At 62.9% G+C, this 24,717-nt stretch carries 14 protein-coding genes and 1 pseudogene; 3 read left to right on the plus strand and 12 right to left on the minus strand.

From position 1 onward, the window contains the following. Nucleotides 1–18: 18 nt before the first annotated feature. From ACIQWO_RS25630 to ACIQWO_RS25655, 6 genes and pseudogenes are all read right to left on the minus strand, one after another. Nucleotides 19–1,179, minus strand: a complete 1,161-nt coding sequence (locus ACIQWO_RS25630; RefSeq protein WP_402830233.1) for a DUF2827 domain-containing protein — start codon at nt 1,177–1,179, stop codon at nt 19–21. Next, complete coding sequence (locus tag ACIQWO_RS25635; RefSeq protein ID WP_402830383.1) at nt 1,172–2,299, minus strand: DUF2827 domain-containing protein; 1,128 nt, start codon at nt 2,297–2,299, stop codon at nt 1,172–1,174. Before ACIQWO_RS25635 ends, ACIQWO_RS25630 begins: the two co-directional genes overlap by 8 nt. Before the next feature lie 109 nt (nt 2,300–2,408). Then, nucleotides 2,409–11,825, minus strand: a complete 9,417-nt coding sequence (locus ACIQWO_RS25640) for a YadA-like family protein (RefSeq protein ID WP_402830385.1) — start codon at nt 11,823–11,825, stop codon at nt 2,409–2,411. A 27-nt stretch (nt 11,826–11,852) separates the two neighbouring features. Continuing rightward, nucleotides 11,853–12,449: pseudogene (locus ACIQWO_RS25645) on the minus strand (ESPR-type extended signal peptide-containing protein); the annotation flags it as partial. 449 nt (nt 12,450–12,898) lie between these two features. Continuing rightward, nucleotides 12,899–13,348, minus strand: a complete 450-nt coding sequence (locus ACIQWO_RS25650) for a carboxypeptidase regulatory-like domain-containing protein (protein ID WP_402830236.1) — start codon at nt 13,346–13,348, stop codon at nt 12,899–12,901. Between the two features lie 132 nt (nt 13,349–13,480). Next, nucleotides 13,481–15,022 (minus strand): DegQ family serine endoprotease, encoded by a 1,542-nt coding sequence (locus tag ACIQWO_RS25655; RefSeq protein ID WP_402830238.1) that lies wholly within the window; start codon nt 15,020–15,022, stop codon nt 13,481–13,483. Nucleotides 15,023–15,342: 320 nt separating this feature from the next. On the opposite strand from ACIQWO_RS25655, the gene ACIQWO_RS25660 reads away from it, so the two are divergent. Beyond that, nucleotides 15,343–15,777 carry a hypothetical protein gene (locus ACIQWO_RS25660; protein WP_402830241.1) on the plus strand — a complete coding sequence of 145 codons (435 nt, stop codon included), beginning with the start codon at nt 15,343–15,345 and terminating at the stop codon, nt 15,775–15,777. Nucleotides 15,778–15,846: 69 nt separating this feature from the next. On the opposite strand, the gene ACIQWO_RS25665 is transcribed toward ACIQWO_RS25660, so the two are convergent. Both ACIQWO_RS25665 and ACIQWO_RS25670 read right to left on the minus strand, forming a co-directional pair. After that, on the minus strand, nt 15,847–17,256 hold the full coding sequence (locus ACIQWO_RS25665; RefSeq protein WP_402830244.1) for an ATP-binding protein: 1,410 nt from the start codon (nt 17,254–17,256) through the stop codon (nt 15,847–15,849). Further along, a complete protein-coding gene (locus tag ACIQWO_RS25670) occupies nt 17,256–17,960 on the minus strand; it encodes a response regulator (protein WP_402830245.1) in 705 nt (234 codons plus the stop codon). The genes ACIQWO_RS25665 and ACIQWO_RS25670 overlap by 1 nt, the downstream gene beginning before the upstream one ends. Before the next feature lie 336 nt (nt 17,961–18,296). Between ACIQWO_RS25670 and dacB the strand changes: the two genes are divergently transcribed. Continuing rightward, entirely contained in the window at nt 18,297–19,817 is a 1,521-nt protein-coding gene (dacB, locus tag ACIQWO_RS25675) for a D-alanyl-D-alanine carboxypeptidase/D-alanyl-D-alanine-endopeptidase (RefSeq protein ID WP_402830246.1), read from the plus strand. Nucleotides 19,818–20,046: 229 nt separating this feature from the next. Then, the gene (locus tag ACIQWO_RS25680; protein WP_150577208.1) at nt 20,047–20,913 is read left to right on the plus strand and encodes a sterol desaturase family protein; all 867 of its coding nucleotides are present in this window, start codon (nt 20,047–20,049) and stop codon (nt 20,911–20,913) included. 15 nt (nt 20,914–20,928) lie between these two features. Here the strand turns inward: ACIQWO_RS25680 and ACIQWO_RS25685 are convergent, their stop codons facing one another. From ACIQWO_RS25685 to ACIQWO_RS25700, 4 genes are read right to left on the minus strand one after another with little or no spacing between them, the layout of a single operon-like run. Then, on the minus strand, nt 20,929–22,017 hold the full coding sequence (locus ACIQWO_RS25685) for an L-threonylcarbamoyladenylate synthase (RefSeq protein ID WP_402830249.1): 1,089 nt from the start codon (nt 22,015–22,017) through the stop codon (nt 20,929–20,931). 7 nt (nt 22,018–22,024) lie between these two features. Beyond that, a complete protein-coding gene (locus ACIQWO_RS25690) occupies nt 22,025–23,218 on the minus strand; it encodes a 5-(carboxyamino)imidazole ribonucleotide synthase (protein WP_402830251.1) in 1,194 nt (397 codons plus the stop codon). Between the two features lie 40 nt (nt 23,219–23,258). Next, entirely contained in the window at nt 23,259–23,765 is a 507-nt protein-coding gene (gene purE, locus ACIQWO_RS25695; RefSeq protein WP_039396619.1) for a 5-(carboxyamino)imidazole ribonucleotide mutase, read from the minus strand. Between the two features lie 16 nt (nt 23,766–23,781). Further along, nucleotides 23,782–24,672, minus strand: coding sequence for a phosphoribosylaminoimidazolesuccinocarboxamide synthase (locus tag ACIQWO_RS25700; RefSeq protein WP_039402467.1), 891 nt, complete (start codon nt 24,670–24,672; stop codon nt 23,782–23,784). Nucleotides 24,673–24,717: the final 45 nt, after the last annotated feature.

The following is a 24,717-nucleotide window of genomic DNA, read 5'->3' on the forward strand; positions in this document are numbered from 1 at the left end:
GCCGCGCGGCGCCGTGCATCACCGCTCGGCGGCCCCATACAGCGCCACGAGTGCGCTGTCGTATGCCTGCACATTCGCCGGGTTCTCGATGCTCACACTGTCGAGCAATTGCTTGGCATGGCATCGATAGGCGTCGAGATTCTCGTCATGGGTGTTGAACGCTTCCAGCAACTTTCGCGCCCCTTCTTCCCCCTCGAACTCGGGGTAGAAATAGCCGCACTTGCCCAGATACGGCGAGTTGTGAACGAGCGGATAACCGCCGTACAGCAACTCGTAGTACAGGTAGTTCTGTGCGTTTTCCCACGAGTGCGACACGACGGCATCGCCGTATGCGGCCATGAACTCGTACACGGCGAAGCGTCCCTGAAATGAGGCGATCCCGTGGCTCACCACATCGAGACGCTGCGCGAAGTGTACGAACGTCGCGTGGTCCTTGAGATGCAGCGTGTTGCACACGAGCAGGTTCTCCAAGAACGACGGATGCGCGCGATACGCCAGTTCGGTGATGAGCATCGGCATTACGCTGGTCTTCACCATGCAGATGTTCGGCTCGAATATCGCCACGCGCCATCGCGCGCGGCCGGGCCGGTAGCCGTAACGCAATCCTTGAGCGAGGGTCGCGCAAGCCTTGTCGAAGATCATCGGATGCCAGATATGCGGCACGATAGTGACCGGGGTGCGCAGCGTGGTCTCGAAATACGACCGGCAGGAATGCTCGAATTCGGGAATGGTCCAGACACCGTCGTAGGTGGCGCCGGAGAATAGAAAACCGGGTGGCTTGTTGAACATCGCACGTTCGATGTCGATCACATAGTCGTTGCCGACACGCATCGTCACCACCTTGCCGCCGCGTTCCCGAAATGCAGAGATCCACGCCACGTCAAGCTGTGCGCTCATCTCGATGACGACGTCGCAGCGCGCCATTGCCGTCTCAGGAGAGACCAGCGCAATATCCCATTCGTCGAGCATCAGTTCGCTCGCCGGCGTCGACGTGGTGCCCCCATTGATCATGACGGCTTCGGCAACCAGAGAGGAGCGGCGCAGCAACATCACCAGAAGCAGGCAATTCTGGAAAATGCCGTTCTCCCACAACGACTGACCGGCCCCTTTGACAAACAGAGATACACCGACCACAAGTTGTCGACTGACTGGCAGGCGGTTCGTCTCCCGATCACTCATATCCCGTTTCCTCGCCCTCGGCGCAAGACACGAGACGTTGCGTGATCGTCGCCACATTTGCCGGGTTCGCGATCGACACGTTGTGCAGCACGGCTCGCGAACGCGCGTTGTAATCCTCGTGACGCGCGTCGTGGTGGCACCAGGCTTCGTGCAATGCCGTCGCCCCTGCGGCAGCGTCGAACGCCGGGTAGAAATAGCCCGCGTCGCCGAGCATCGTCGAGTTGTGAATCAACGGGTATCCCCCATACAAAGTGTCGTAATAGAGATAGTTCTGCGGGTTCTCCCACTGATGGGAGATCACGGCATCCGTGTGTTGTGCCAGCAGCGAGGGCAGATCGACACGATCGGCAAATGCCGCCTTGTGGTGCTGCACCAGATCGAGACGATTTGCAAAGTAAAGAAACGTCGGATGCTCTCTCACTGACGACGTGTTCACCACCGAAAGCTTCTCCACCGCATCGGGATGCCGACGATAGAAGGCATCGGCAACGAGCATCGGATACTGGCAACTCTTTACGACCGAAATATTCGGCTCCGCAATGCTCAACCGCCACCGCCCTGCCCGTGGGCGATAGCCGAAATGCAAGCCTTGCCCGACCAATGCCTGACAGCGGCGCTTAAGGAAGTACGGCGACCAGAGATGCGGGACGGTAAAGACAGGAACGCGCAGGATCGTACGCAGGATGGACGCGTCGATCTTTTGCGACTTGGGCAATACCCACGCTTCGTCGAACGGACTGCCGTTGAACAGATGCCCGGACGCCTTGCCGAACATCGGGAACTCGCACAGATCGGCATAGATATTGCCCACGAAGCAGGCGATCAGTTTCGTGCCACGCGCCTTCATGCGACGCAACCACGCCAGGGGCAATTGCGCCCCCATCTGAATCACGACGTCAAGTTCGTGGGTCACCTGCTCGGGCGCCACAAGCGGCACCTGCAAGTCGTTCAATTCGAGGCCCTCCGGCAGCGACGTGGCATCGCCGCCATTCAGGAAGTAGACCGGGCCGATACGATCGGACGCCTTTAACAACATCGCCAGAAAGGCGACGTTCTGATGGATGCCGTTCTCCCAGATGCTTTGGCCATCTCTGGCGAACAGGGAGATGCCGACCGTCATGCGACGCTCGGCACGACCCGTCGGCCTGAGCGGTTGAGAGGCGTTCACTGCGGGCTCCCCCTTTGAAAATGGGCCCACTCGAGCGGTGGGCCCCCTTGCGTCGTCGACATCACCATTGATACGAGACGCCACCGGCGTAAGTTTTTCCCTGGCTGCTCATGCCGACGCCCATCTTGACTTTCAGGTTGTCGGTGAACCGTATCGACGCGCCGATCGACACGGCAGCGGACCCCAGATAGGTCGCGGAACCGACACCGAGCGCGACGCGCTTGCCGGGATCCACCTCGGGAATCATGGCCAGCGCCGTGGCGGCGGCGATCCCGGCGTAAGCCCTCTTGGCGACCTGATTGACGCCGGACTGCACGCCCCATAGCTGGCCGACCGTTGCCGCATCCGTCGGATGGGTACCTGGCGCGAGGTTGGTGAGCCGGCGCTCGTTGCCTTGCGAACCAATCGACACCGTGTCCGGGTCCAGCGCCGTCGAATTGGCTCCGATGGCGACGGAATTGGCCCCGTACGCCGTTGCGCCATAGCCCAGTGCCACACTTCCCTCCTCGGAGGCGCTCGCGGCGTGCCCCAGCGCCGTCGCATGAGCCCCCGACGCCTTGGCCTCCGCCCCAACCGCCGTCGCGTGTTCTCCGGTGGCAGAAGTCTCGGTACCCATCGCCAGCGCGTGCTTGCCCGACGCACCGTCGCCGTTGAAGTTGCCGACCTGCGTGCCGCCGTCGTTGATACCGATATACGGGGTCTGAGGTGGGGCGACCTGCGCCGGAACGCCAGCCTTATCGCCATTGGTGCCCTTGTCGTCAGCGTCTGCCGATGCAGCCGGTTCGACGGTCTTCGCCTTTTGGCTCGGCAAATCGCCCAATCGCGATGCGAGTGAGCTGACGGCGCTCAGCGCGTCGCTCAAGCCTGTCGAGGCGGACGTCGACAACGATGTCACCCGACTGTCGGTTGTCGCCAGCTGACTCACGTTGACCGCGTCGGTAGGTGCCACGCCTGCGGCCAGATTGGTCAGCAGGATAGGCCCCTGCGCATTGGCCCCTCCCAGCTTCAATTTGCCTTGAGGGAGGTCGTCGTAAAGAAGAGCATGGCTGCCATCCGAGGACGATATCGAGGCGAGCTTGCTCAACCCCGTGGAGAGCGACGTCACATTGCTGTTGGTCGCGCTCAGTTGAGCGAAGTTGACGGCGTCGGCAGGGTTGACACCGGCGGCGACGTTGGTCAGCGTCACAGGTGCCGTCGAACCGACCCCGCCGAGCGTCATCATCGTGCGTGCCGCATCGTCGTAGTGCATGGCGGTGTCGGCGCCGGCCGAAAGCGCCGCGAGCTTGCGCAGCCCCGTCGACAGCGATCCGTCAGGAGTGACCAACCCGGCAAGTCCCGTCGACAGCGACTCCACACCGCTGGTGGTCACCGCCAACTGGCTTAAGTTGACAGCATCATTCGGGCGGGTCCCATCGGCCACATTGCCCAGTTGCACCGGCGTTTTCGACAGGCCGCCGAGCCGCAGTTTGGAGCGTGTCGGACTGTCGTACTGCACGGCGACCGCCATCTCCGAAACCAGCTTTTCCACCGTGCTGTCGATCTCGCCGAAGCTCGTCGAGAGCGAGCCCAGGCTGACGTCGTGCGAGGTCACACTCGTCGATAGCGACATCACGTTGCTGTTGGTCATACCCAACTGCCTGACGTTGACCGCATCGGTCAATTTGATGCCATCGGCAACATTGGCCAGCGTCACGGGTGCCGCCCCGTCGTGTCCCCCCAACGTGATGCTTTTACGCGCTTCGTCGTCGAAACGCACGAACTTATCGAGGTCCTCTGGCCGAAGCGCAATCTGGCTCAATCCCGTTGACAGCGACTCGACGTCCGAATCCAGACTCCTGGAAAGCCCCGCGATGCGCTTGTCGACGCCGGCGACCATGGTCGTCATCTGATGACCTTGCTGGTTCAATTGTCCGAGATTGATCGCGTCTGTCACGCCTTCCCCATCGGCAACGTTGCTCAGTTTCACCGGTCCAGCTGCCGCAGCGCCCCCCAACGTCACCGCATCGCGGTGCTCGTTGTCGTACTGCACGAATTTGTCGGGGTCCGTCGTCGTCGTCGAGGCAACGTTGCGAAGACCGGTGGAGAGCGACTCAACGCTTCGATCGACGCCGGTGGAGAGCGACGCCACGTGCCCGTCGGTCGCCAGCAGGCCTGTGGAGAGTGATCGCACATTGCGGTTGGTCGCACTGAGCTGCCTGAACGTCGCCACATCGCTCGGGTCAACGCCATCGGCCACATTGCCCAGAATGACTGGGGCCTTCGCAGACGAGCCGCCCAACGTCAGCCTGGCGCCTGCCCCACTTCCTCGCAGCAACCCGGTCGAATCGGGTGTGATGAGGCTCGCCAATCCTGTAGAGAGCGACGACACGTTGCTGTTCGTCGTCGCAAGCTGCCCCGCGTTGACGGCATCGGTCGGACGGGTTCCGTCTGCAACATTGCTCAACGCCACGGGGGTTTTGGAAAGCCCGCCCAACCGCAGTTTGGTGCGATTCGGCGTGTCATATTGCACGGCCACCTCCATCTCCGAGACGAGCGTGTCCACGGTACTCTCCGTCTCGGACATGCCAGTGGAGAGGCCGACCACGCTGGCCTCCAGCGAAGTCATGCCCGTCGAGAGCATCATGACATTGCTGTTGGTTACGCTTAGCTGCTTGATGTTGACGGCATCGGTCAGTTTCGTCCCCTCGGCGACGTTGGACAGCGACACAGGTGTCGTGGCAGCCTTTCCGCCCAACGTCACCCGGGTACGTTTGTTGTCGTCAAAGCGGATGAATTCCGCGACGTCCGGCGCCTGGCTGGATACCTGACTCAACCCGGTCGACAGCGATTTGACGTTTTCGCCAACGCTCGTCGACAGCGATGAGACGTGTTCGTTGGTCGCGCTCAACTGGCTGAAGTTGACCGCATCGGTTGACAACGCACCTTCGGCAACGTTGCGCAATTTCACCGGCGCTGACGCGCTGGCACCGCCCAGCGACAAGGTGTCGTGCGCCTCGTTGTCGTACTGTACGAACTTGTTGACGTCCGTCGTCAGGGAGGCAACCGTGCTCAGGCCCGTCGAGAGCGACTCGACGTGTTCGCCAACGCTTGTCGATAGCGATGTGACGTTCTCGCCGACGCTTGTCGACAGCGATGTGACGTGTTCGTTGGTCGCGCTCAATTGGCTGAAGTTGACCGCGTCGGTTGACAACTCACCTTCGGCAACGTTGCGCAATTTCACCGGCGCTGACGCGCTGGCGCCGCCCAGCGACAGGGTGTCGTGTGCCTCGTTGTCGTACTGCACGAACTTGTTGACGTCCGCCGTCAATGAGGCAATCGTGCTCAGCCCCGTCGAGAGCGATTCGACGTGTTCTCCAACGCTTGTCGATAGCGATGTGACGTTCTCGCCGACGCTTGTCGACAGCGATGTGACGTGTTCGTTGGTCGCGCTCAATTGGCTGAAGTTGACCGCGTCGGTTGACAACTCACCTTCGGCAACGTTGCGCAATTTCACCGGCGCTGACGCGCTGGCGCCGCCCAGCGACAGGGTGTCGTGTGCCTCGTTGTCGTACTGCACGAACTTGTTGACGTCCGCCGTCAATGAGGCAATCGTGCTCAGCCCCGTCGAGAGCGATTCGACGTGTTCTCCAACGCTTGTCGATAGCGATGTGACGTTCTCGCCGACGCTTGTCGACAGCGATGTGACGTGTTCGTTGGTCGCGCTCAACTGGCTGAAGTTGACCGCGTCGGTTGACAACTCACCTTCGGCAACGTTGCGCAATTTCACCGGCGCCGACGCGCTGGCGCCGCCCAGCGACAGGGTGTCGTGTGCCTCGTTGTCGTACTGCACGAACTTGTTGACGTCCGTCGTCAATGAGGCAATCGTGCTCAGACCCGTCGAAAGCGATTCGACGTGTTCGCCAACGCTCGTCGACAGCGACGTGACGTGTTCGCCGACGCTTGTCGACAGCGATGTAACGTGTTCGTTGGTCGCGCTCAACTGGCTGAAGTTGACCGCGTCGGTTGACAACTCACCTTCGGCAACGTTGCGCAATTTCACCGGCGCTGACGCGCTGACGCCGCCCAGCGAAAGGCTGTCGTGCGCCTCGTTGTCGTACAGCACGAACTTGTTGGCATCCGTCGCCAGAGAGGCAATCGTGCTCAGACCCGTCGAGAGCGATTCGACGTGTTCGCCAACGCTCGTCGATAGCGATGTGACGTGTTCACCGACGCTTGTCGACAGCGATGTGACGTGATCGCCGACGCTCGTCGACAGCGATGTGACGTGTTCGTTGGTCGCGCTCAACTGGCTGAAGTTGACCGCGTCGGTCGACAACGCACCTTCGGCAACGTTGCGCAATTTCACTGGCGCTGCCGCGCTGACGCCGCCCAGCGACAGGGTGTCGCGAGCGTCGCTGTCGTACAGCACGAACTTGTTGACGTCCGTCGTCAGCGAGGCAATCGTGCTCAGGCCCGTCGAGAGCGATTCGACGTGTTCGCCAACGCTCGTCGACAGCGATGTAACGTGATCGTTGGTCGCGCTTAACTGGCTGAAGTTGACCGCATCGGTTGACAACTCACCTTCGGCAACGTTGCGCAATTTCACCGGTGCTGACGCGCCGACGCCGCCCAGCGTCAACGTCCCGTGCGTCTCGTCGTCGTACTGCACCGAATGTTCGGCCCCCGTCGAAAGCGACGCGAGACTAGTGCCTGCGGAACTCAAACCTGTCGAGAGCGATTCCACATTGAGATTTGCCTCGCTCAATCCCGTCGAAAGCGACCCCACGTTGAGATTTGCCTCGTTCAACCCCGTCGAGAGCGATTCCACGTTAAGACTCGTCTCGCTCAAGCCGGTCGAAAGCGACTCCGCATTGGCGTTGGCCGTGCTGAGTCCAATCTGAAGGGAGTCGACAGTGCCCGCGGTCGCAGATAGGCCGCTGGAGAGTGAATCGACGTGACTGTTGACAGTACTGACGCTCGCTTCGAGTTTTTCGATTGCGTTGCCCGCGCCGGTGGAAAGCTTGACGAGGTGGCTGTTGGTCGCACTCAACTGCCCAAAGTTGACCGCGTCGTAGGGCCGCACCCCATCCGCCACGTTACCGACCGCCACAGGATCTCTTGCCCCGACGCCGCCGAGCGTGATTTTCGCGTGCGTTGCGTCGTCATATTGAACCGCGTCACCGACACCGATCGTCAGCGAGTCCAACCTGCTGTCTGTCGTACTCAGCCCCGTGGACAACGACTCGACACTCACATGCGCCGTGCTTAGCCCGGACTGGAGTGCGGCGACGTTGCTATCGGTCACCGTCAGTCCCGTAGATAGCGATTCCACGCCCATATGCGCCTCGCTCAGCCCCTCCCTCAGACCCGACTCGAGTACAACCATATTGCTGTCGGTCTCCATCAGCCCCGTAGATAGCGATTCCACGCCCACATGCGCCGTGCTCAGACCCGCCTGGAGTTCAACGACGTTGCTGTCGGTCGCCGTCAGTCCCGTAGATAACGATTCCATGCCCACATGCGCCGTGCTCAGACCCGACTGGAGTTCAACGACGTTGCTGTCGGTCGCCGTCAGTCCCGTAGATAACGATTCCATGCCCATATGCGCCGTGCTCAGACCCGACTGGAGTGCAACGACGTTGTTGTCGGTCGCCGCCAACCCCTTGGTGAGAGCATCGAGATCGACGCTGGCCGTGCTGATCCCCTGCTTGAGGATTTCCACGTTGCCGTCGGTCTTGCTCAACCCCGACGAGAGGGACGTCACATGGCTGTTGGTCGCGCTTAGCTGACCGAAGTTGACGGCGTCGCCCGTCATCTCCCCTGCGGCAACGTTGGTCAGCTTGACCGGCGCTTTCGCCGTAGCGCCCCCAAGTGTCAGCGTATCGTGCGCCTTGCCGTCGTAACGAACGAAGCCCTCCGGGTCTTCCGTAAAGGATGACACCGTGCTAAGCCCCGTCGAGAGCGAACTCATGCCTTCCACGAGCGACACTACGCCCGTCGAAAGCGATTCCAGGCCACTATTGGTCGCCCCCAGTTGTCGGACGTTGACCGCGTCGCCCTGCTTTTGCCCATCCGCGACATTGCCCAGCTTCACCGGCACTTTCGACCCTGCGCCACCCAGCGTGACGCGGGTGCGACCCACGTCTTCGTACATCACGGCACCCTCGACCTCCGCCGCGAGCGATGCCACCGAACTCAAGCCCGTCGAGAGCGAACCCACGCCGAGCGACAGGGCTTCCACGCCTGTCGAGAGGGTGACGACGCCGGTTGAGAGCATCTCCACATTGCTGTTCGTGGCACTCAATTGCTTGACATTGACGGCATCGCCCGGCTTCGCGCCGTCGGCCAGATTGCCTAACTTGACGGCGGATTTCGCGGCCTTCCCTCCCAGCGTCACAAACGCATGCGTGTCGTCGTCATAGAGCACGGCGCCCGTGATATCCGCCTCCTTTGAAGCGATCTCACTCAGCCCCGTGGACAGCGAACCCACGTTCTGATTCAAGCTTGTCGACAAGGACTTCACGTTGTCGTTTGTCGCGCTCAACTGCCCAAAGTTGACGGCGTCGCCCGCGATCTCCCCATTGGCGACGTTAGTCAGCTTCACCCCGCCTTTCCCCGTCACACCACCCAGCGTGACCTTGTTGTGTTTCTGGTCGTCATACTGCACGCCATTCTCGATTTCCACTTCCTTCGAGACGAATTCGCTGAACCCCGTCGAGAGAGAACTGACGCCCTGCTCGAGGGATACCGCACCTGTCGAGAGGGACTCCACATTGCTGTTGGTCACACCCAACTGCCGGACGTTGACGGCATCGCCCTGCTTTACACCATCGGCCACATTGCTCAACCTCACCGCCGCTTTCGTCTTATCGCCGCCGAGCGTCACGTGCAAATGGCTTGTGTCGTCATATCGCACGGCGCCTTCGACATCCCCGGTGATCGACGTTATCGTACTCAGCCCGGTCGAGAGAGAATCCATGCCCTCGGTGAGCTGTGTCACGCCAGTCGAGAGAGACGTTACATTGCCATTGGTCAGACTTAACTGTCTGACATTGACGGCGTCGCCCTCCTTCACGCCATCGGCAACGTTGCCCAATTTCACTTCGGCCTGTGCCGCCTTACCGCCCAACGTGACTCTCGAATGCTGTTCATCGTCGTACAGAACGCCGTCCTTCGACTCGGTTCCTCCCGAGGTAATCTGACTTAACCCGGTGGAAAGCGAGTCCACATGCGCATCGACGCTCGTCGAAAGCGACGTCACATTGCTGTTGGTCGCGCCCAACTGCGCATAGTTGACCGCGTCGCCCGGCAATTTGGCATCGGCAACATTGCTCAAGGTGACCGGCGCTGTTGCACCGTGACCACCGAGCGTCACCGTCGCGCGGTCCGCATCGTCATACATCACCGCGCTGGCAATATCCGTCTCCAGCGAAGCGATCTTGCCAAGCCCGGTCGAGAGCGACTCGGCATGCTCGCCGACACTGGTCGAAAGCGACGTCACATTGCTGTTGGTCTCACCCAATTGCGCATAGTTGACCGCGTCGCCCGGCAATTTGGCATCGGCAACATTGCTCAAGGTGACCGGCCCTGTTGCACCGTGACCACCGAGCGTCACCGTCGCGCGGTCCGCATCGTCATACATCACCGCGCTGGCAATATCCGTCTCCAGCGAAGCGATCTTGCCAAGCCCGGTCGAGAGCGACTCGGCATGCTCGCCGAGACTGGTCGAAAGCGACGTCACATGCGCGTTCGTCGCGCTCAGCTGACCGAAGTTGACGGCATCGCCCTGCAGTGTCGCGTCGGCAACGTTGGTCAACCTGACCGGTTCCGCCTTGCCGTGGCCGCCCAGTGTCACGGCTGTTTGCTGCGCATCGTCGTACTGCACACCGTTCGCGCCGCCGGGCTCCGTGGGCGTTAGCTGCCCCATGCTCGTAGACAGCGACTTCACACCTTTCGACAGTGTCAGCATGCCCGTCGACAACGCGCCAACGTTACTGTTGGTCACGCTCAGTTGCCTGACGTTGACCGCATCGTTCAGCGCCACACCGTCGGCAATGTTGGCCAATGTCACTGGCTGCATCGACAGCGTGTTGCCGAACGTCACCGACTCCTGCTCCTCGTCGTCGTACTGCACGGAATTCGCCACGTCGACTGCCAGCGAGCCCATCTTCTTCAGACCGGTCGAGAGCGAGTTCACACTCTTGGATGTCGCCACCGCGCCGGTCGAGAGCGATCCCACGCCGCTATTTGTTACGCTCATTTGCCTGACGGTGACGGCATCGCTCAGGCCCACACCATCGGCCACGTTGGTCAGCTTCACCGGTTTCATTGACAGGAGGTTACCCAGCGTTACGGACTCCTGCGATTCGTCGTCATAGTGAACGCTGCTCTCGATGTCTCCCGTCAATGCAGTCATTTTTCCGAGACCGGTCGAGAGCGAGGTGATGCCCTTCGTGAAGGCGATTGCGCTGGTCGAAAGCGATTCCGTGGTGCGGTTGGTCGCGCTCAACTGCCTGACAGTGACGGCATCGGAGGGCTCCACGCCGTCAGCAACATTGGTCACCGTTACCGGCTTTGTCGACAACCGATTCCCCAAGGTCACTGACTGCTGTGTTACGTCGTCGTACTGGACAGCCTTTTCGGCGTCCTTCGCCAGCTCCGCCATGTTGTTCAGCCCCGTGGAGAGGGCGACCACGGCTTTGGAAACCGCGCTGGCCGTGCTCGAAAGCGATGCTGCACCTGTCGAGAGCGATGTCACCTGCGTGCCGACAATCTTCAGTTGCCTGACGGTGGCCGCGTCATTCGGCGCAACACCGTCGGCCACATTGGCGAGCTTTACCGGCTTCATCGACAGCGCATGACCCAACGTGATCGACTCATGTGTTTCGTCGTCATAGAGCAGCGCTTTCTCGACATCCGAAACCCACGAGGCCGCTTTACTCAGCCCTGTCGAGAGCGAAGTGACGCCTTGCGCGAGCGACGTCATGCCCGTCGACAGCGCCCCGATGCTGCCATTGGTCGCCGCCAGTTGCCGGACGTTGACCGCGTCGCTCATCCCGACGCCGTCAGCCACATTGTTCAACTTGACCGGCTTTCCCGAGAGCGAATGACCCAGCGTCACCGATTCCTTCGAGATGTCGTCATATGTCACCGCGTTACCGATATCTCCACCGCCACCGGGTCTCGGCGGTAGCGTCCCGGTGGACAGCGAACTCATGCCGGTGGATACGGAACTGAATCCAGTCGATACGGAACTGAAGCCGGTCGATACTGAAGTCTCAAATCCCGCCAGATCCCTATTGATCTTGGAAAGCGCCAGAGTTGTCGCATTCATCTGCGAGCCGTTGACCGCGTCGGTACTGTCTCCCGCGATACGCCCCGCCGCGAGATTGGTGATGGTTCGCTCGCGACCCGGTGCCCCGACACTCACCGTCGCTATCGGCGCACCCGCCGCGAACTGGTAGGCATTCCCGTTGATCTCGAGGCTCGAGGTTCCCACCGGAGCCGCAGATTTCGCTCCATTCCCCAACGCGACCGCCCCCTCGAACGACGCCTCCGCCTTGTACCCCACGGCGATGGAATGTAACGCTTTGGCCTCCGCCCAATGACCAAGGGCGATACTTTGCCGGCCCGAAGCCAGCGAGCGAGACCCCAGGGACGTTGCGCCGCCGCCCTGTGCAAGCGACCAGCCGCCGAACGCAGAATTGTCTTGTTCATTCAGAGACTTGTCCCCCGCCTGGGCTCCCGCGCCCACTGCCGTATCGAAGTTCGAGGTGGCCGTGGCGAAAGTACCGATCGCGACCGGATCCGCATCGTTTGTCAGTCCGGCGCATCCCCCGCCCATACCGGCGATCGCCTCGTACCCGATCGACACGACGCCCCTCGGCCAGTTGCATTTTGTATGCCCGCCATCGAGCGTGCCGGCAAACGCCGGGTTGGAAAGCAATGCGAGGCAAACACCTGCGCCTGTGCCAAGCAATACACTGGCACGCTTCATTGCGGCCCCGCCCCGCGTCCGTCCTGACTTCCCCTGCCCCGAACATATCTCCGCCACGGCAACCCAGGCGTTGGTCCTGCGGCTGAAAACCAGCCGGTAAGTTTTGTTCATGACACTCTCCATCATGCTCAGACATCAACATCGCCATTCACCCGCCGGCCGGAGCAGTGCCCCATCGATCACGGCGAATGCGTCCCGTTACATCGAATACGACTTCATCGAATGCGCGAACCGAGAATCCTCCTCAGGACGAGTCGGAATCCTGACGAGAAGTTGATCAATTCGGCGAAAGGGAACGTTCGTTGCTGTCAGGCGGTGAGAGGGGTGTGGCGCGCACGGCCAGTACACGGGGTTGCCGGTGCCGTAGGGGTCACGAGATGGGAATTGGCCAAATTGCGGGGATTGTGAATTCGCTCATGCAACTTTCGAGCGCACAAAAAAAAGCGCCGCCATGAAGAACATGGCGGCGCAACTCGCTCACTCGTTGCAGAGTGGTACTGCCTGGTACTGCCTGGGTAACTTCAACTTACGCGTCAAACATCCGTGGCACTACATTCGCACGACCGATCGGCACATCATTCGTGCGGCCACAGAAACGATGCGACGGCGTGACCCTTGGCGGAAACCTTCACATCCTTCGTCATGGGCTTGCCCTCGTACGTCACCTTCACGGTGTAGTCGCCGTCGGGCAACTTCACCAGCATGTACGGCCCTTTCGAGCGCGTATCGAGCACTGTCGCGCCGCCGTGCATGATCTGCACCTGTGCGTCGGCAATGTATTCGTTCGCGCCATTGCCTCTTGCGGCCATCGTGATCGACAGCGGCCAGCGCGACGCTTCACGCTTGAACGTGCCCGACTCGTCGCTGTCGATGCCGCCGGACACGTACGTCACGTTGCCCTGCTGCATCGTCGGGGGCAATGTGCCGCCCTGTGCATGGGCGACGGAAATGCCGCCCAGACTGCCCGTAAGTGCTGCGGCGGTGGCGGCTGCCACCGACCAGCGTTGCCATTGTTGTTGCCACATGTTCAACCTCCCCTTGCATGACTTAAGCGATGCGGTTCGTACCGACAGCGCAGCCGTCGGTACCCGGGTAGTGCGTGGCACCCCTTGGCGTCTTTCTCGGGGCCAGTGTTGCGTAAAAAACTTAACTGAGGCTTAGCCGAGATCGACCGGGATGAAAATCTGTTGCCCGTCGCGCTGCACAAGCAACGCAACATTATTGCCCGCTTTCTTGAGCTTCTCGCTCAGTTGCGCGGCGCTTGTCACCGGTGTGCCGTTGAGCGACAGAATGATGTCGCCCGCCTCCACCCCGGCCTGCTCCGCCGGACCACCCGCACGTGCGACCAGCAGACCGTTCGTCACCTGCGCCGCCTGCTTCTCCTGCGGCGACAGCTCGCGAACCGCCAGCCCCAGACGACCGTGCGTTGCAGAGTCGTCGCTGCTCGCCACGTCCTTCTTGTCGTTGAGCGCGGCGATCTTCACCGACACATCCTGCTTCGCGCCGTTACGCCATACGGTAAGCGTGGCCGTCTGACCCGGACGCATGTCTGCAATCTTCTCCGGCAACTGCACCGAGTCCTCGATGGTTGCGCCGTTGACGGCGAGAATCACGTCGCCCGGCTTCAGATCCGACTTCGCCGCCGGGCCGCTCTTGTCGATGGACGACACCAACGCACCGGTAGGCTTGGGCAGACCGAACGACTTCGCCAGCGACTGGTTCACTTCCTGAATCGCCACACCGATGCGGCCGCGACTCACCTTGCCGTACTGCTGAAGCTGCGTCTTGACCTTCATCGCCATGTCGATCGGAATCGCGAACGACAAGCCCTGGAATCCGCCGGTACGCGAGTAGATCATCGAGTTGATGCCGATGACCTCACCGTTCAGGTTGAACAACGGCCCGCCCGAGTTCCCCGGGTTGACCGGCACGTCCGTCTGGATGAACGGTGTGTAGTTCTCGTCGGGCAACGCGCGCGCTTTCGCCGATACGATACCCGCCGTCACCGTGTTGTCGAAGCCGTACGGCGAACCGATGGCGACAACCCACTCACCCGCCTTCGACTTCGACGGATCGCCGATCTTCACCGTCGGCAGATCCGTGGCGGCAATCTTCAGCAACGCAACGTCGCTCGCCTTGTCGCTGCCCACGACCTTCGCTTTGTATTCGCGCTTGTCGGTGAGCTTCACCGTCACCTGACTCGCGTCGTCGACGACGTGAGCGTTGGTGAGGATGTAGCCGTCCGGACTCACGATGAAGCCCGAGCCGAGGCTGCGCGTCGGCCCGCTGCTGCCGTCGTCGCCACCGCTGTCGCCACCGTCGTTACCCGGCGCGCCGTAGAAGTGGCGGAAGAACTGGAACAGCGGATCGTTGGGATCCATGCCCGGCGGGAGCTGATTTGCAGCCGAGCCGCGTTGCGCCGAAGGTTTCCCATCGTGCGTCACACTGATGTTGACTACGGCCGGTCCGTATTGTTCCGCCAGTTGCGAGAAGTCCGGCACCAGCATGCGGGGCGCGGTGTTCGGGGAATTCTGCGCAGCGACCGGGGTCGCGGCCGGGGAGCTTGCAGCGCTCGCGTCGCTGACCATTTCCGAGGTCAGCGGCGTCTGCCAGTGCTGACGGCCCGCCACATAGCCACCCGTCAGGGCGACGAGCACGGCACCAGCAACCAACGTACGAGTGAGCTTCGAAGTCTGCATGAGTCTCTCCTTACCGACGACCACGTTTGAACATGACTGTCATCGTAGAGAGGCTCCCTTAAGAGAACCTTAAGACGAAACTTGAAGGAGCATTCGGGAGATTTTAAGGCGGCAACGCGGCCCTTCGACAGGAATGCGTCGACGCCGCAGTGTCATTCATCGAGGACGATTCGAAGCGACATTGATTGCTATGCGTCACGGTTGCTGGCGTTTGAAGGTGCACCTCGCGTAGTTCGACTTGCGTACGTCGCGTGCCGCTGTCTACGGTGGCTGGGTGGTGCAATTTCGCACCGCGCTTTTTCATCGACAGGAGAATCACGATGCGCAAGACCGATATGTTGAGCACATCCGAAGCGTCAACTTCTTCCCAACCCCGCCACCACGTGCGCCGTGCCCGCCGTGCATCAGGCTGGATCGGCGCAGCCGGTACGTTTTTCTGTCTGACGCTGGCGATGTCTGCACACGCCGCATCGGGCAACGGTGTGGGCACGCAGGGCCCGGCCGACTCGACGCCAGCGCAAGGGCCGATGTCCGGACAAATGCAAAGCCAGAACGGCGAATGTTCGAAGGATGCGCCGACCGATCAGGCGATTGTCGGCAAGTCGCTTACGGAAGCGAAATCGATGCTGCAAGGGTGCCCGTGGCGCATCGGCATGCAGGACGGCCGTGCCATGCCGACAACGCGCGATCACCGGCCGGATCGCCGCACGCTCACGATTGAAAACGACAAAGTCACGAGCGTGACGCACGGATGAGTGGCGCAGTCCGTCGCCAACGCGGTGTCGGCGCGAACGCTGGCACCGCAAGACGCGAGCCCTGTGAGATCACAGCGCCGGCGGCACCGAGGTCGCGCCGCCGAAGGTCACACGCACGCGCAATCCGTGAGCATTGCGAGTGTCGAGCAACTCCACCTGCGCGCCGTGCGCCTGCGCGATGTTTCGCACGATGGCGAGACCCAGACCACTGCCCTGCGCACGCGGCGCGTCCGGCTCGCTTGCCGCGTCCACCGCGTGCTGGCCCGACGCCTCGGACGGCACCGAGCCATCCGTCGTGGCCGCGCCGCCACGGAAGAATCGATCGAACACGCGCTCGCGCTCAGCCGGTGCAATGCCCGGACCGGTGTCCTCGACCTCGACTACCGGCGATGGCATGGCCGAGATCAGACGCACATCCACGTGCCCACCGCGCGGCGTGTATTTCAACGCGTTGTCGACGAGGTTACCGAAGAGCGTCTGCAGTGCGTTCGCATCGCCGCGCACACGACTGATCTGCGCGAGCGCGTCAGGCGCGTCCAATCCCAGATCGATGCCGCGTGCGACGGCCAACGCCGCGTGGTGCGCCACCACGTCCTGCAACAACGGGGCCAACGGCAAGTCGGTGAACGCCGCTGCCGCACGCGTGGCATCCGGCTCCTGACGCGCCAACGTCAGCAACTGCGCCACCATATGCGATGCACGACGCACGCCCTCACGCAAATCGCGCATGGCCTCGGCGCGCTCTGTATCGCTGTGCGCGCGTTCAAGCAACTGCACCTGAAGCTGCAAGGCAGCGAGCGGTGTACGCAACTCATGCGCTGCGTCTGCAACGAAGGCCTTTTGCTGAACCAGTGCGTCATCGAGCCGACCGAGCAGGCTGTTAAGCGCTCGCACCAGCGGACGCACTTCGTCCGGCAAACCGGCTTCGGGGAACGCCTCCAATGCGCCCGGGGCACGCGCATCGAGCGCCTTCGTCACACGACGCAACGGCCGCAACCCACGTCCCACGACAATCCATACGAGCAAGCCGAGCAACGGCATCGCGACGACCAGCGGCAGCAGCGTACGCAAGGCCATCGACACAGCGAGCGAGTCGCGGATCACCATCGGCTGCGCCAGTTGCACGACGTTATCGCCTACGCGCGCCGCGTAGACACGCCAGTCGCCGACGGGGGTCTGCACCGTGGTGAAGCCAAGTTCGGCACGGGGCGGCAACGGCGTGCGCGGATGCGAGTAGTACAGCTCCACGCCGTTCTGGCTCCATATCTGGATAACGAGACCTTCCGTGTCGTTGTGCTCGCCCGGCACGCTGGAGAACGATTCGGCAGGCAGCGACAACGCCATCTGCTGCAACTGGAAGTCGAACAACTCGTTGGCTTCAGTGCGTGCCTGACGGAAGATGGCGATACCTGCGAGCACCAGCGCAATCGCCAGCGTAATGAGCAAACCGAAGAGCAGACGGCGACGAATCGAGCGCATCAGTTCGTCTCCGATGCCGACGGGCCACCGTTCGGGGTCTCGCTCGTCTGCGCGGGCATCATGTAGCCGACACCGCGCACCGTGCGGATCGCATCCGCACCGAGCTTCTTGCGCAACCCATGAATGTGGACTTCGACGGCGTTGCTCGCGACTTCTTCACCCCAGCCGTAGATACGCTCTTCGAGCTGCGACTTGGATAACACCGCCCCCGGGCGGTTGAGCAACGCTTCGAGCACCGCGTATTCACGTGCCGAGAGCATGACGGGCGCGCCGTCACAGGTGATCTGGCGCGTTGCCGGGTCGAGCACGATGCCGCCATGACGCAGCAACGGCTCGCTGCGTCCGGCCTGACGCCGTACCAACGCGCGCAGGCGCGCCGCGAGTTCGTCGAGATCGAAGGGTTTGACGAGGTAGTCGTCGGCACCGGCGTCCAGTCCTTTGACGCGGTCCGCTACGGCGTCGCGCGCGGTGGCGATGAGCACCGGCAGCGTCTGGCCACGCCCACGCAATGTGCGCAGCACATCGATGCCGTCGCGACGCGGCAGACCGAGATCGAGCAGCAGCGCATCGTACGACTCGACGGCGAGCGCGTCGAGCGCACGCTGCCCGTCGCCGACATGGTCGACGGTCCAGCCGTCCTGGCGCAGACCTTTCATGACGGCCGCGGCGATCATCGTATCGTCTTCCACCAACAAAATTCGCATGGTTTGGCACCGGTTGAGGCTTTGCCCGGGGTGTCTCGCATCGGTCGCAAATTGCTCGTAAGCGCTTGGCATCCGACGATTTGTACAATGCAGCGCGCGTCGCGATGGCTCGCTCGATGTTGCCTTCGAGTGACACTCACCGGAATTCGACTCATTGTAGCGACAGTTCGTTGCACGTCGGACTTACAATGGCACGCATCGCACCGCGCTGTGGGGTTTCGCAGCGCGCAACACTGGAGAACACCGCCCGTCATGCGTTTGCTACGCCTGCCCCGCCGCCCTTTGCATTCCCTTCGTCACGCGTCCGACGCACTGCATAGCCCCGCAGTTTCCCATTTGCCCAACGTAGTCCGCGCCTGTGGCGCGGTGCTGGCCATTGCCATGCTGGCAAGCGTGCCCGCACAGGCAAAATCCGAAAAGCAGGCGAAGCGCAAAATGCCGAAGGTGCCGGTAACAGCACCGCACGCCACGCCGTTGCCGCAACCGCTGGCGCGCGCGCTCGCGGCGAGCAAGGTGCCTGCGTCGCACGTAAGCGTGATCGTCGCGAAAGTAGACAACCCGCTGCAAACGCGCGGCGCAGTGCCTGCACCGCTGCTCGCCGTGAATCCGAATGTGCCGCGCAATCCTGCGTCGACGATGAAACTCGTCACGACGATTGCCGCGCTCGACACGCTCGGCCCCGACTATCGCTGGCGCACGCAGGCCTTCACCGACGGTGCGTCAGACGGCCGTACGCTCAACGGCAATCTCTACTTCAAGGGCACCGGCGATCCGAAGCTGGTACCGGAGGAGATGGAGAAATTCGTCGCGGAACTGCACAGCGCAGGCGTGACGAACATCAACGGCGACATCGTGCTCGACCGCTCGGCCTACAGCGCGGACATCGGCGCGCAAGGACCCATCGACGGCGACAGCGACCGCCCCTACAACGTCGCGCCGGATCCGCTGCTGTACTCGTTCAAGGCGATGTCCTTCAGCTTCACCGGCAATCCGAACGGCACCGTGGACGTCGGCGTGCTGCCCCCGCTCGCGAACCTGCAGGTGGCGAACGAAATGTCGTCGACGCCCGCAGGCAATTGCGGCGACTGGCTCACCCGGATTCATCCCACGCTGAGCACGACACCCGACGGCGCCTATGTGGCGCACTTCTCGGGCACGTATCCTGCGTCGTGCGAAGACAAGGGATGGAACATCGCCGCGCCGGATCGCGACCGCTTCTTCCTCGGTGGCTTCCGCGCGCTGTGGCAGGCGTCCGGCGGTCAGTTCACCGGGAACGTGCGCGCGGGCGTCGTGCCGCCGGGGGCGCGTCTGCTCGTCACGCATCGCGGTCAGACCCTGGCCGAAGTCGTGCACGACATGAACAAGTTCAGCAACAACGTGATGGCGCGTCAGTTGTTCCTCACACTGGGATTGGCCGCCGACGGCAAGACGCCAGCGAGCATTGCGCGCTCGCGTGAAGTGCTCACGCGCTGGCTCGAGAAAAACGATATCGCCACGCCGGGCCTCGTCGTGGAGAACGGCTCGGGTCTGTCACGCGTGGAGCGCATCAGTGCTTCGGAACTGGCGCGACTGCTGCAACACGGCATCAACAGCCCGACCGGACAGGTGCTCATCGAATCGATGCCGACGGTCGGCGTCGACGGCACCATGCGCAATCGTCTGACCAATCGCGACGTGGCGGGCAACGCGCACATCAAGACGGGCACGCTCGACGACGTGGGGGCGGTTGCTGGCTACGTTGCCACGCGCTCGGGCAGCACGTACGTCGTGGTCTCGCTGATCAACGATCCGAAAGCGGGTAACGCGCGTCCGTTCAACGATGCGCTGATTTCGTGGGTGTACGAAAACGCCCCTTGAGCGCCCCATGAGCGCCCCTTGAGCAGGGCTGGCGTCGTGCGTCGACGTAGAAGCGAGGCCCGACGCGGCACTTGACGTTTCCCTCTAACGACAGCGCCGCCGAGGGCGATTCGCGTCAGAATAGACGTTCCATCGGTGTCACCTGCACCGGCCGTGTCACATGAAGTGGCACGTCAAGAGATGCAGGGACGCCGGTTCAGATGGCCCAATCGTGAGGAGACGCGAGGTCATGAACGTCGAGTTGATTCTGCTGGCGCTCGCGCCGGTCTTCGTGCTGTGCATCGGCATCGAGGCGTGGTACTGGCGACGCCGCCGTCCCGGCATGTACAGCCTGAAGGACACCATCAGTAACGCGACGCTCGCGCTCATGCATCAGGGCGCCGACAAGCTTGCGTGGCTGCTCATCGTGCCGTTCTATGCGTGGCTCTACGACCATCACCGCATCTACACGATGCCTGCCGGATGGGTCGGCTTCGTGCTGCTCTTCGTCGTTCAGGATTTTCTCTACTACGTGTTTCACCGCGCCAGCCATCGCATTCGCTGGCTGTGGGCGGCGCACGTCGTGCATCACTCTTCCGAGCGGCTGAATCTGTCGACGGCGTTCAGGCAGAGCCTGATGTATCCCGTGGCGGGCATGTGGCTATTCTGGACGCCGATGGCGCTCATCGGGTTCACACCGATCCAGATCGTCGGCGTGGTGCTGCTCAACCTCGCGTTCCAGTTCTTCGTGCACACGCAGGCGATTCCGAAGCTGGGCTGGCTGGAGTACGTGCTCAATACGCCGTCGATCCATCGCGCACATCACGCGCGCAATCCGCGCTACATCGACCGGAATTACGCAGGCGTGCTGGTGATCTGGGACCGCATGTTCGGCTCATACGTCGAGGAAAGCGACGCCGAGCCGTGCGAATACGGCATCGTCGATCAGATCCACACCCATAACCCGATCACGCTGACGTTCCACGAATGGCGCACGATGGCGCGCGACGTCGTCACGATGCCGGGCTGGCGCAACAAGTGGATGGCGTTGTTCGGGCCACCGGAATGGCGTCATGCACGTGAGACGACGCCGATGCCGGAGGGAAAGACGACCTGAGTCGTGAGGTGAGATTTAAGCGCGTTCGAATGCCGCAGCGGCACGGCCAAGGCGGTCGCCGACGGCCGCCCAGGCGGGCGTGTCCGGCAGACGCTCGAACAGGATGTGCGTGACGTTGGCGCGGTCGAGGCGGCGCAGCATCGCGTACAGATCGGTCGCGAGCCCGGCAGGCGTGGCAGGCAGCACCAGCTTGACGATGTCGGTGGAGGCGGCGATATCGGCAGGCAACGTCGCGAGTGTCGGCGCGAAGGCCACCACGGCCACACGTTCGCCCGCAGGACGCACGGCCAGCGCCGCCGCGAACTGCCCGGCGTCGCACAGATACAGCGGCGTGCGCGGCGCGTAATGCGCCTTGAGCGTGCCTGAGGCGCGTGGTGCGTTACTGTCCTGCCCCGGCAGACGCGGCATCTCGCCCAGCGCCTCGGCAATCTGTTCCGGCGTGATGTGTCCGGGGCGCAGTAGCGCCGGGAATCCGCGCGACAGATCCACGATGGTCGACTCGATACCGACGGCCGCTTCTCCGCCATCGAGCACATGAACGGTGACACCCGGCAGCCCGGCGAACTCGTCGCGCACGTGTTGCGCGGCGGTTGGACTCACCTGACCGAACCGGTTGGCGGACGGGCCTGCTACGCCCCCCTGACCACTTTTACCGCCCTTGACCCGTGCGAACTCGCGCAGCAGCGCCTGAGACACCGGATGCGACGGGACACGCAAACCGACCGAATCCTGACCGCCGGAAACGGCAGCAGGGATGTGCGGTGCGCGTTTGAGAATGAGCGTGAGAGGACCGGGCCAGAACGCGTCCATCAGCTTGCGCGCGGCAGGCGTGACGTCGTCGCTCCAGTAACCGGGATCGCCTTCCGGCGAAAAGTGCACGATGACCGGATGATTGGCCGGACGCCCCTTCGCCGCGTAGATCGACGCAACGGCCGCCGGATTCTCCGCGTCGCCACCCAGCCCGTAGACCGTCTCCGTCGGGAACGCGACCAGCTCGCCCGCCGCCAGTTGCTCGGCCGCTTGCGTGATGGCAGCCGCCGACGGCATGACGATGCGCGGGGCGTCGGACGGGGACGTCGTCGAGGGTGCGGAGGGTGTAGACATCGCGCGCTTAGTTTTCCAGCGGGATATCGAGGCTGGCTGCGGCGCTCACACACGCCTTGCGGGCTTCGTCGAGCGTCGCACCAGCGAAGGTGATGTGGCCCATCTTGCGGCCCACGCGCGCGTCTTCCTTACCGTACAGATGCACGCGTGCGGACGGCAAACCCGCGACCGCCGCCCATGCGGGCGTGCGCGGCTGGTCCTTGGCCGGGCCGTCGAACCAGATGTCGCCGAGGATGTTGAGCATCACGGCTGGCGAGTGCTGACGCGTCTCGCCCAGCGGCAGTCCGGCCATCGCACGCACTTGCTGTTCGAACTGGCTCGAAGCGCAGGCGTCGATGGTGTAGTGACCGCTGTTGTGGGGACGCGGCGCCATTTCGTTCGCGACCAGCGAACCGTCCTTCAGGATGAAGAACTCGACGCACAGCACACCCACGTAGTCCATTTGCGACGCAATCGCCGCAGCGGCCGCACGCGCGGCGTCGGCAATGGCCGGTGCCGCATCGGGTGCAGGCACCGTCGTCGTCGCGAGAATGCCGTCGATGTGGACGTTCTGGGCGAGCGGGTACGTGGCGACCTTACCGTCGGCACCGCGTGCACTCAGCACGGACACTTCGAAGGCCAGCGCCAGACGCTTCTCCAGCACGCACGGCACGCCGCCAAGCGCGGCGTAGGCTTCGCGGGCCTCGGCGGGCGTGTTCACACGCACCTGCCCCTTGCCGTCGTAACCGAGACGCGCCGTCTTCAGAATGCCCGGCAACACGCTGTCGATGGCCGCGTCGCCCACGGCGGCAAGCGCCTCGTTCGACTCGATCACCAGATGCGGGGCCACGGGCACACCGCAGCTTTCGATGAAACGCTTCTCCGCCACCCGATCCTGCGCAATCGCGACGCAGCGCCCGGCAGGGCTCACGGTCGTGGTTTGCGCGAGGAAATCGAGCGACTGCGCAGGCACGTTCTCGAACTCGGTCGACACGGCCGGACACAGCGCGGCCAGCTCGGCGAGCGCCGTCTCGTCACGATAATCGGCCACGATCAGACGGTCGGCCACGGCACCGGCCGGGCAACGCGGGTCCGGGTCCAGCACACAGACCTTGTAACCCATCGACTGGGCGGCAAAACAGAACATGCGGCCGAGTTGGCCGCCGCCCAGCATACCCAGCCATTGGCCGGGAAGGACGGGCGCAGCGGAGACGGAATTCATCGACGTTTAGGAACAGACGGTAGCGGGGACGTTTTTTCTTTTACAGCGCAGGCAGCGTCATGCCGCGCGCGGCTTCGGTCTGCTTCGCACGGAACGCTTCGAGCTTGTCGGCAAGCGTCTTGTCGTCGGCTGCCAGCATCGAGACGGCGAACAGCGCCGCATTGGCCGCACCGGCTTCACCGATGGCGAAGGTCGCGACCGGCACGCCCTTGGGCATTTGCACGATGGACAGCAGCGAGTCTTCGCCACGCAGATACTTGCTCGGCACGGGCACGCCCAGCACCGGCACGGTCGTCTTGGCGGCGATCATGCCAGGCAGGTGCGCGGCACCGCCAGCACCGGCAATGATCGCGACCAGACCGCGCTCGCGTGCGGCTTCGGCGTAACGGAACATGTCGTCCGGCATGCGGTGTGCCGAGACGACTTGCGCCTCGTAAGGCACACCGAACTCGGCCAGAATGGCGGCCGCGTTCTTCATCACTTCCCAGTCCGAGTTGGACCCCATTACCACGCCAACGCGCGGGGCCACGGCTTGTTTGTCGCTCATAGTCTCAGTGCCCCGCTCAGGCCAGTTGCTGGCCGGTCAGGCGCTCGAGCGCCTCGCGGTACTTGGCGGCCGTCTTCTCGACGACTTCCGTCGGCAGTGCCGGTGCGGGCGGGGTCTTGCCCCACGGCTGCGTTTCCAGCCAGTCGCGCACGAACTGCTTGTCGAACGACGGCGGGTTGCTGCCCACGGCGTAAGAGTCAGCGGGCCAGAAGCGCGACGAATCAGCGGTCAGCGCTTCGTCCATCAGGTGCAGCTTGCCATCGTCATCCAGACCGAATTCGAACTTCGTGTCGGCGATGATGATGCCGCGCGTGGCGGCGTAAGCGGCGGCTTCCTTGTACAGACGGATCGAGATCTCACGGATCTGCTCGGCCAGTTCGCGACCGATGCGGCTCACCATGTCGTCGAAGCTGATGTTCTCGTCGTGTTCGCCCAGTTCGGCCTTGGCCGCCGGGGTGAAGATCGGTTCGGGGAGTTGCTGCGCGTTTTGCAGACCGGCGGGCAGCTTCACGCCGCACACCGCGCCCGTCGCCTGATAGTCCTTCCAGCCGCTACCGGCCAGATAGCCACGCACCACGGCTTCGACCAGGATCGGCTTCAGACGCTTGACCACGACCGCACGGCCAGCGACTTGCGCGGCTTCGTCGGCGGAGACGACCGTTTCCGGGGCCACGCCCGTCAGGTGGTTCGGCACGACGTGTGCGAGCTTGTCGAACCAGAAGTTGGCCATCTGGTTGAGCACACGGCCCTTGCCCGGAATCGGCTCGCCCATGATCACGTCGAACGCCGAGAGGCGGTCCGTCGTCACGATCAGCAGCTTGTCGTCGCCGACGGCGTAGTTATCGCGCACTTTGCCGCGCGAGAGCAGCGGCAGGCTCTTGAGGGAGGATTCGTACAGGGCGTTCAGAGCGGGGGTAGTCACGGCGGGACCCAATATCAGGAAGGGCAAAGG

This window comes from Pandoraea sp. NPDC090278 (assembly GCF_044772185.1).
Classification (GTDB): domain Bacteria; phylum Pseudomonadota; class Gammaproteobacteria; order Burkholderiales; family Burkholderiaceae; genus Pandoraea.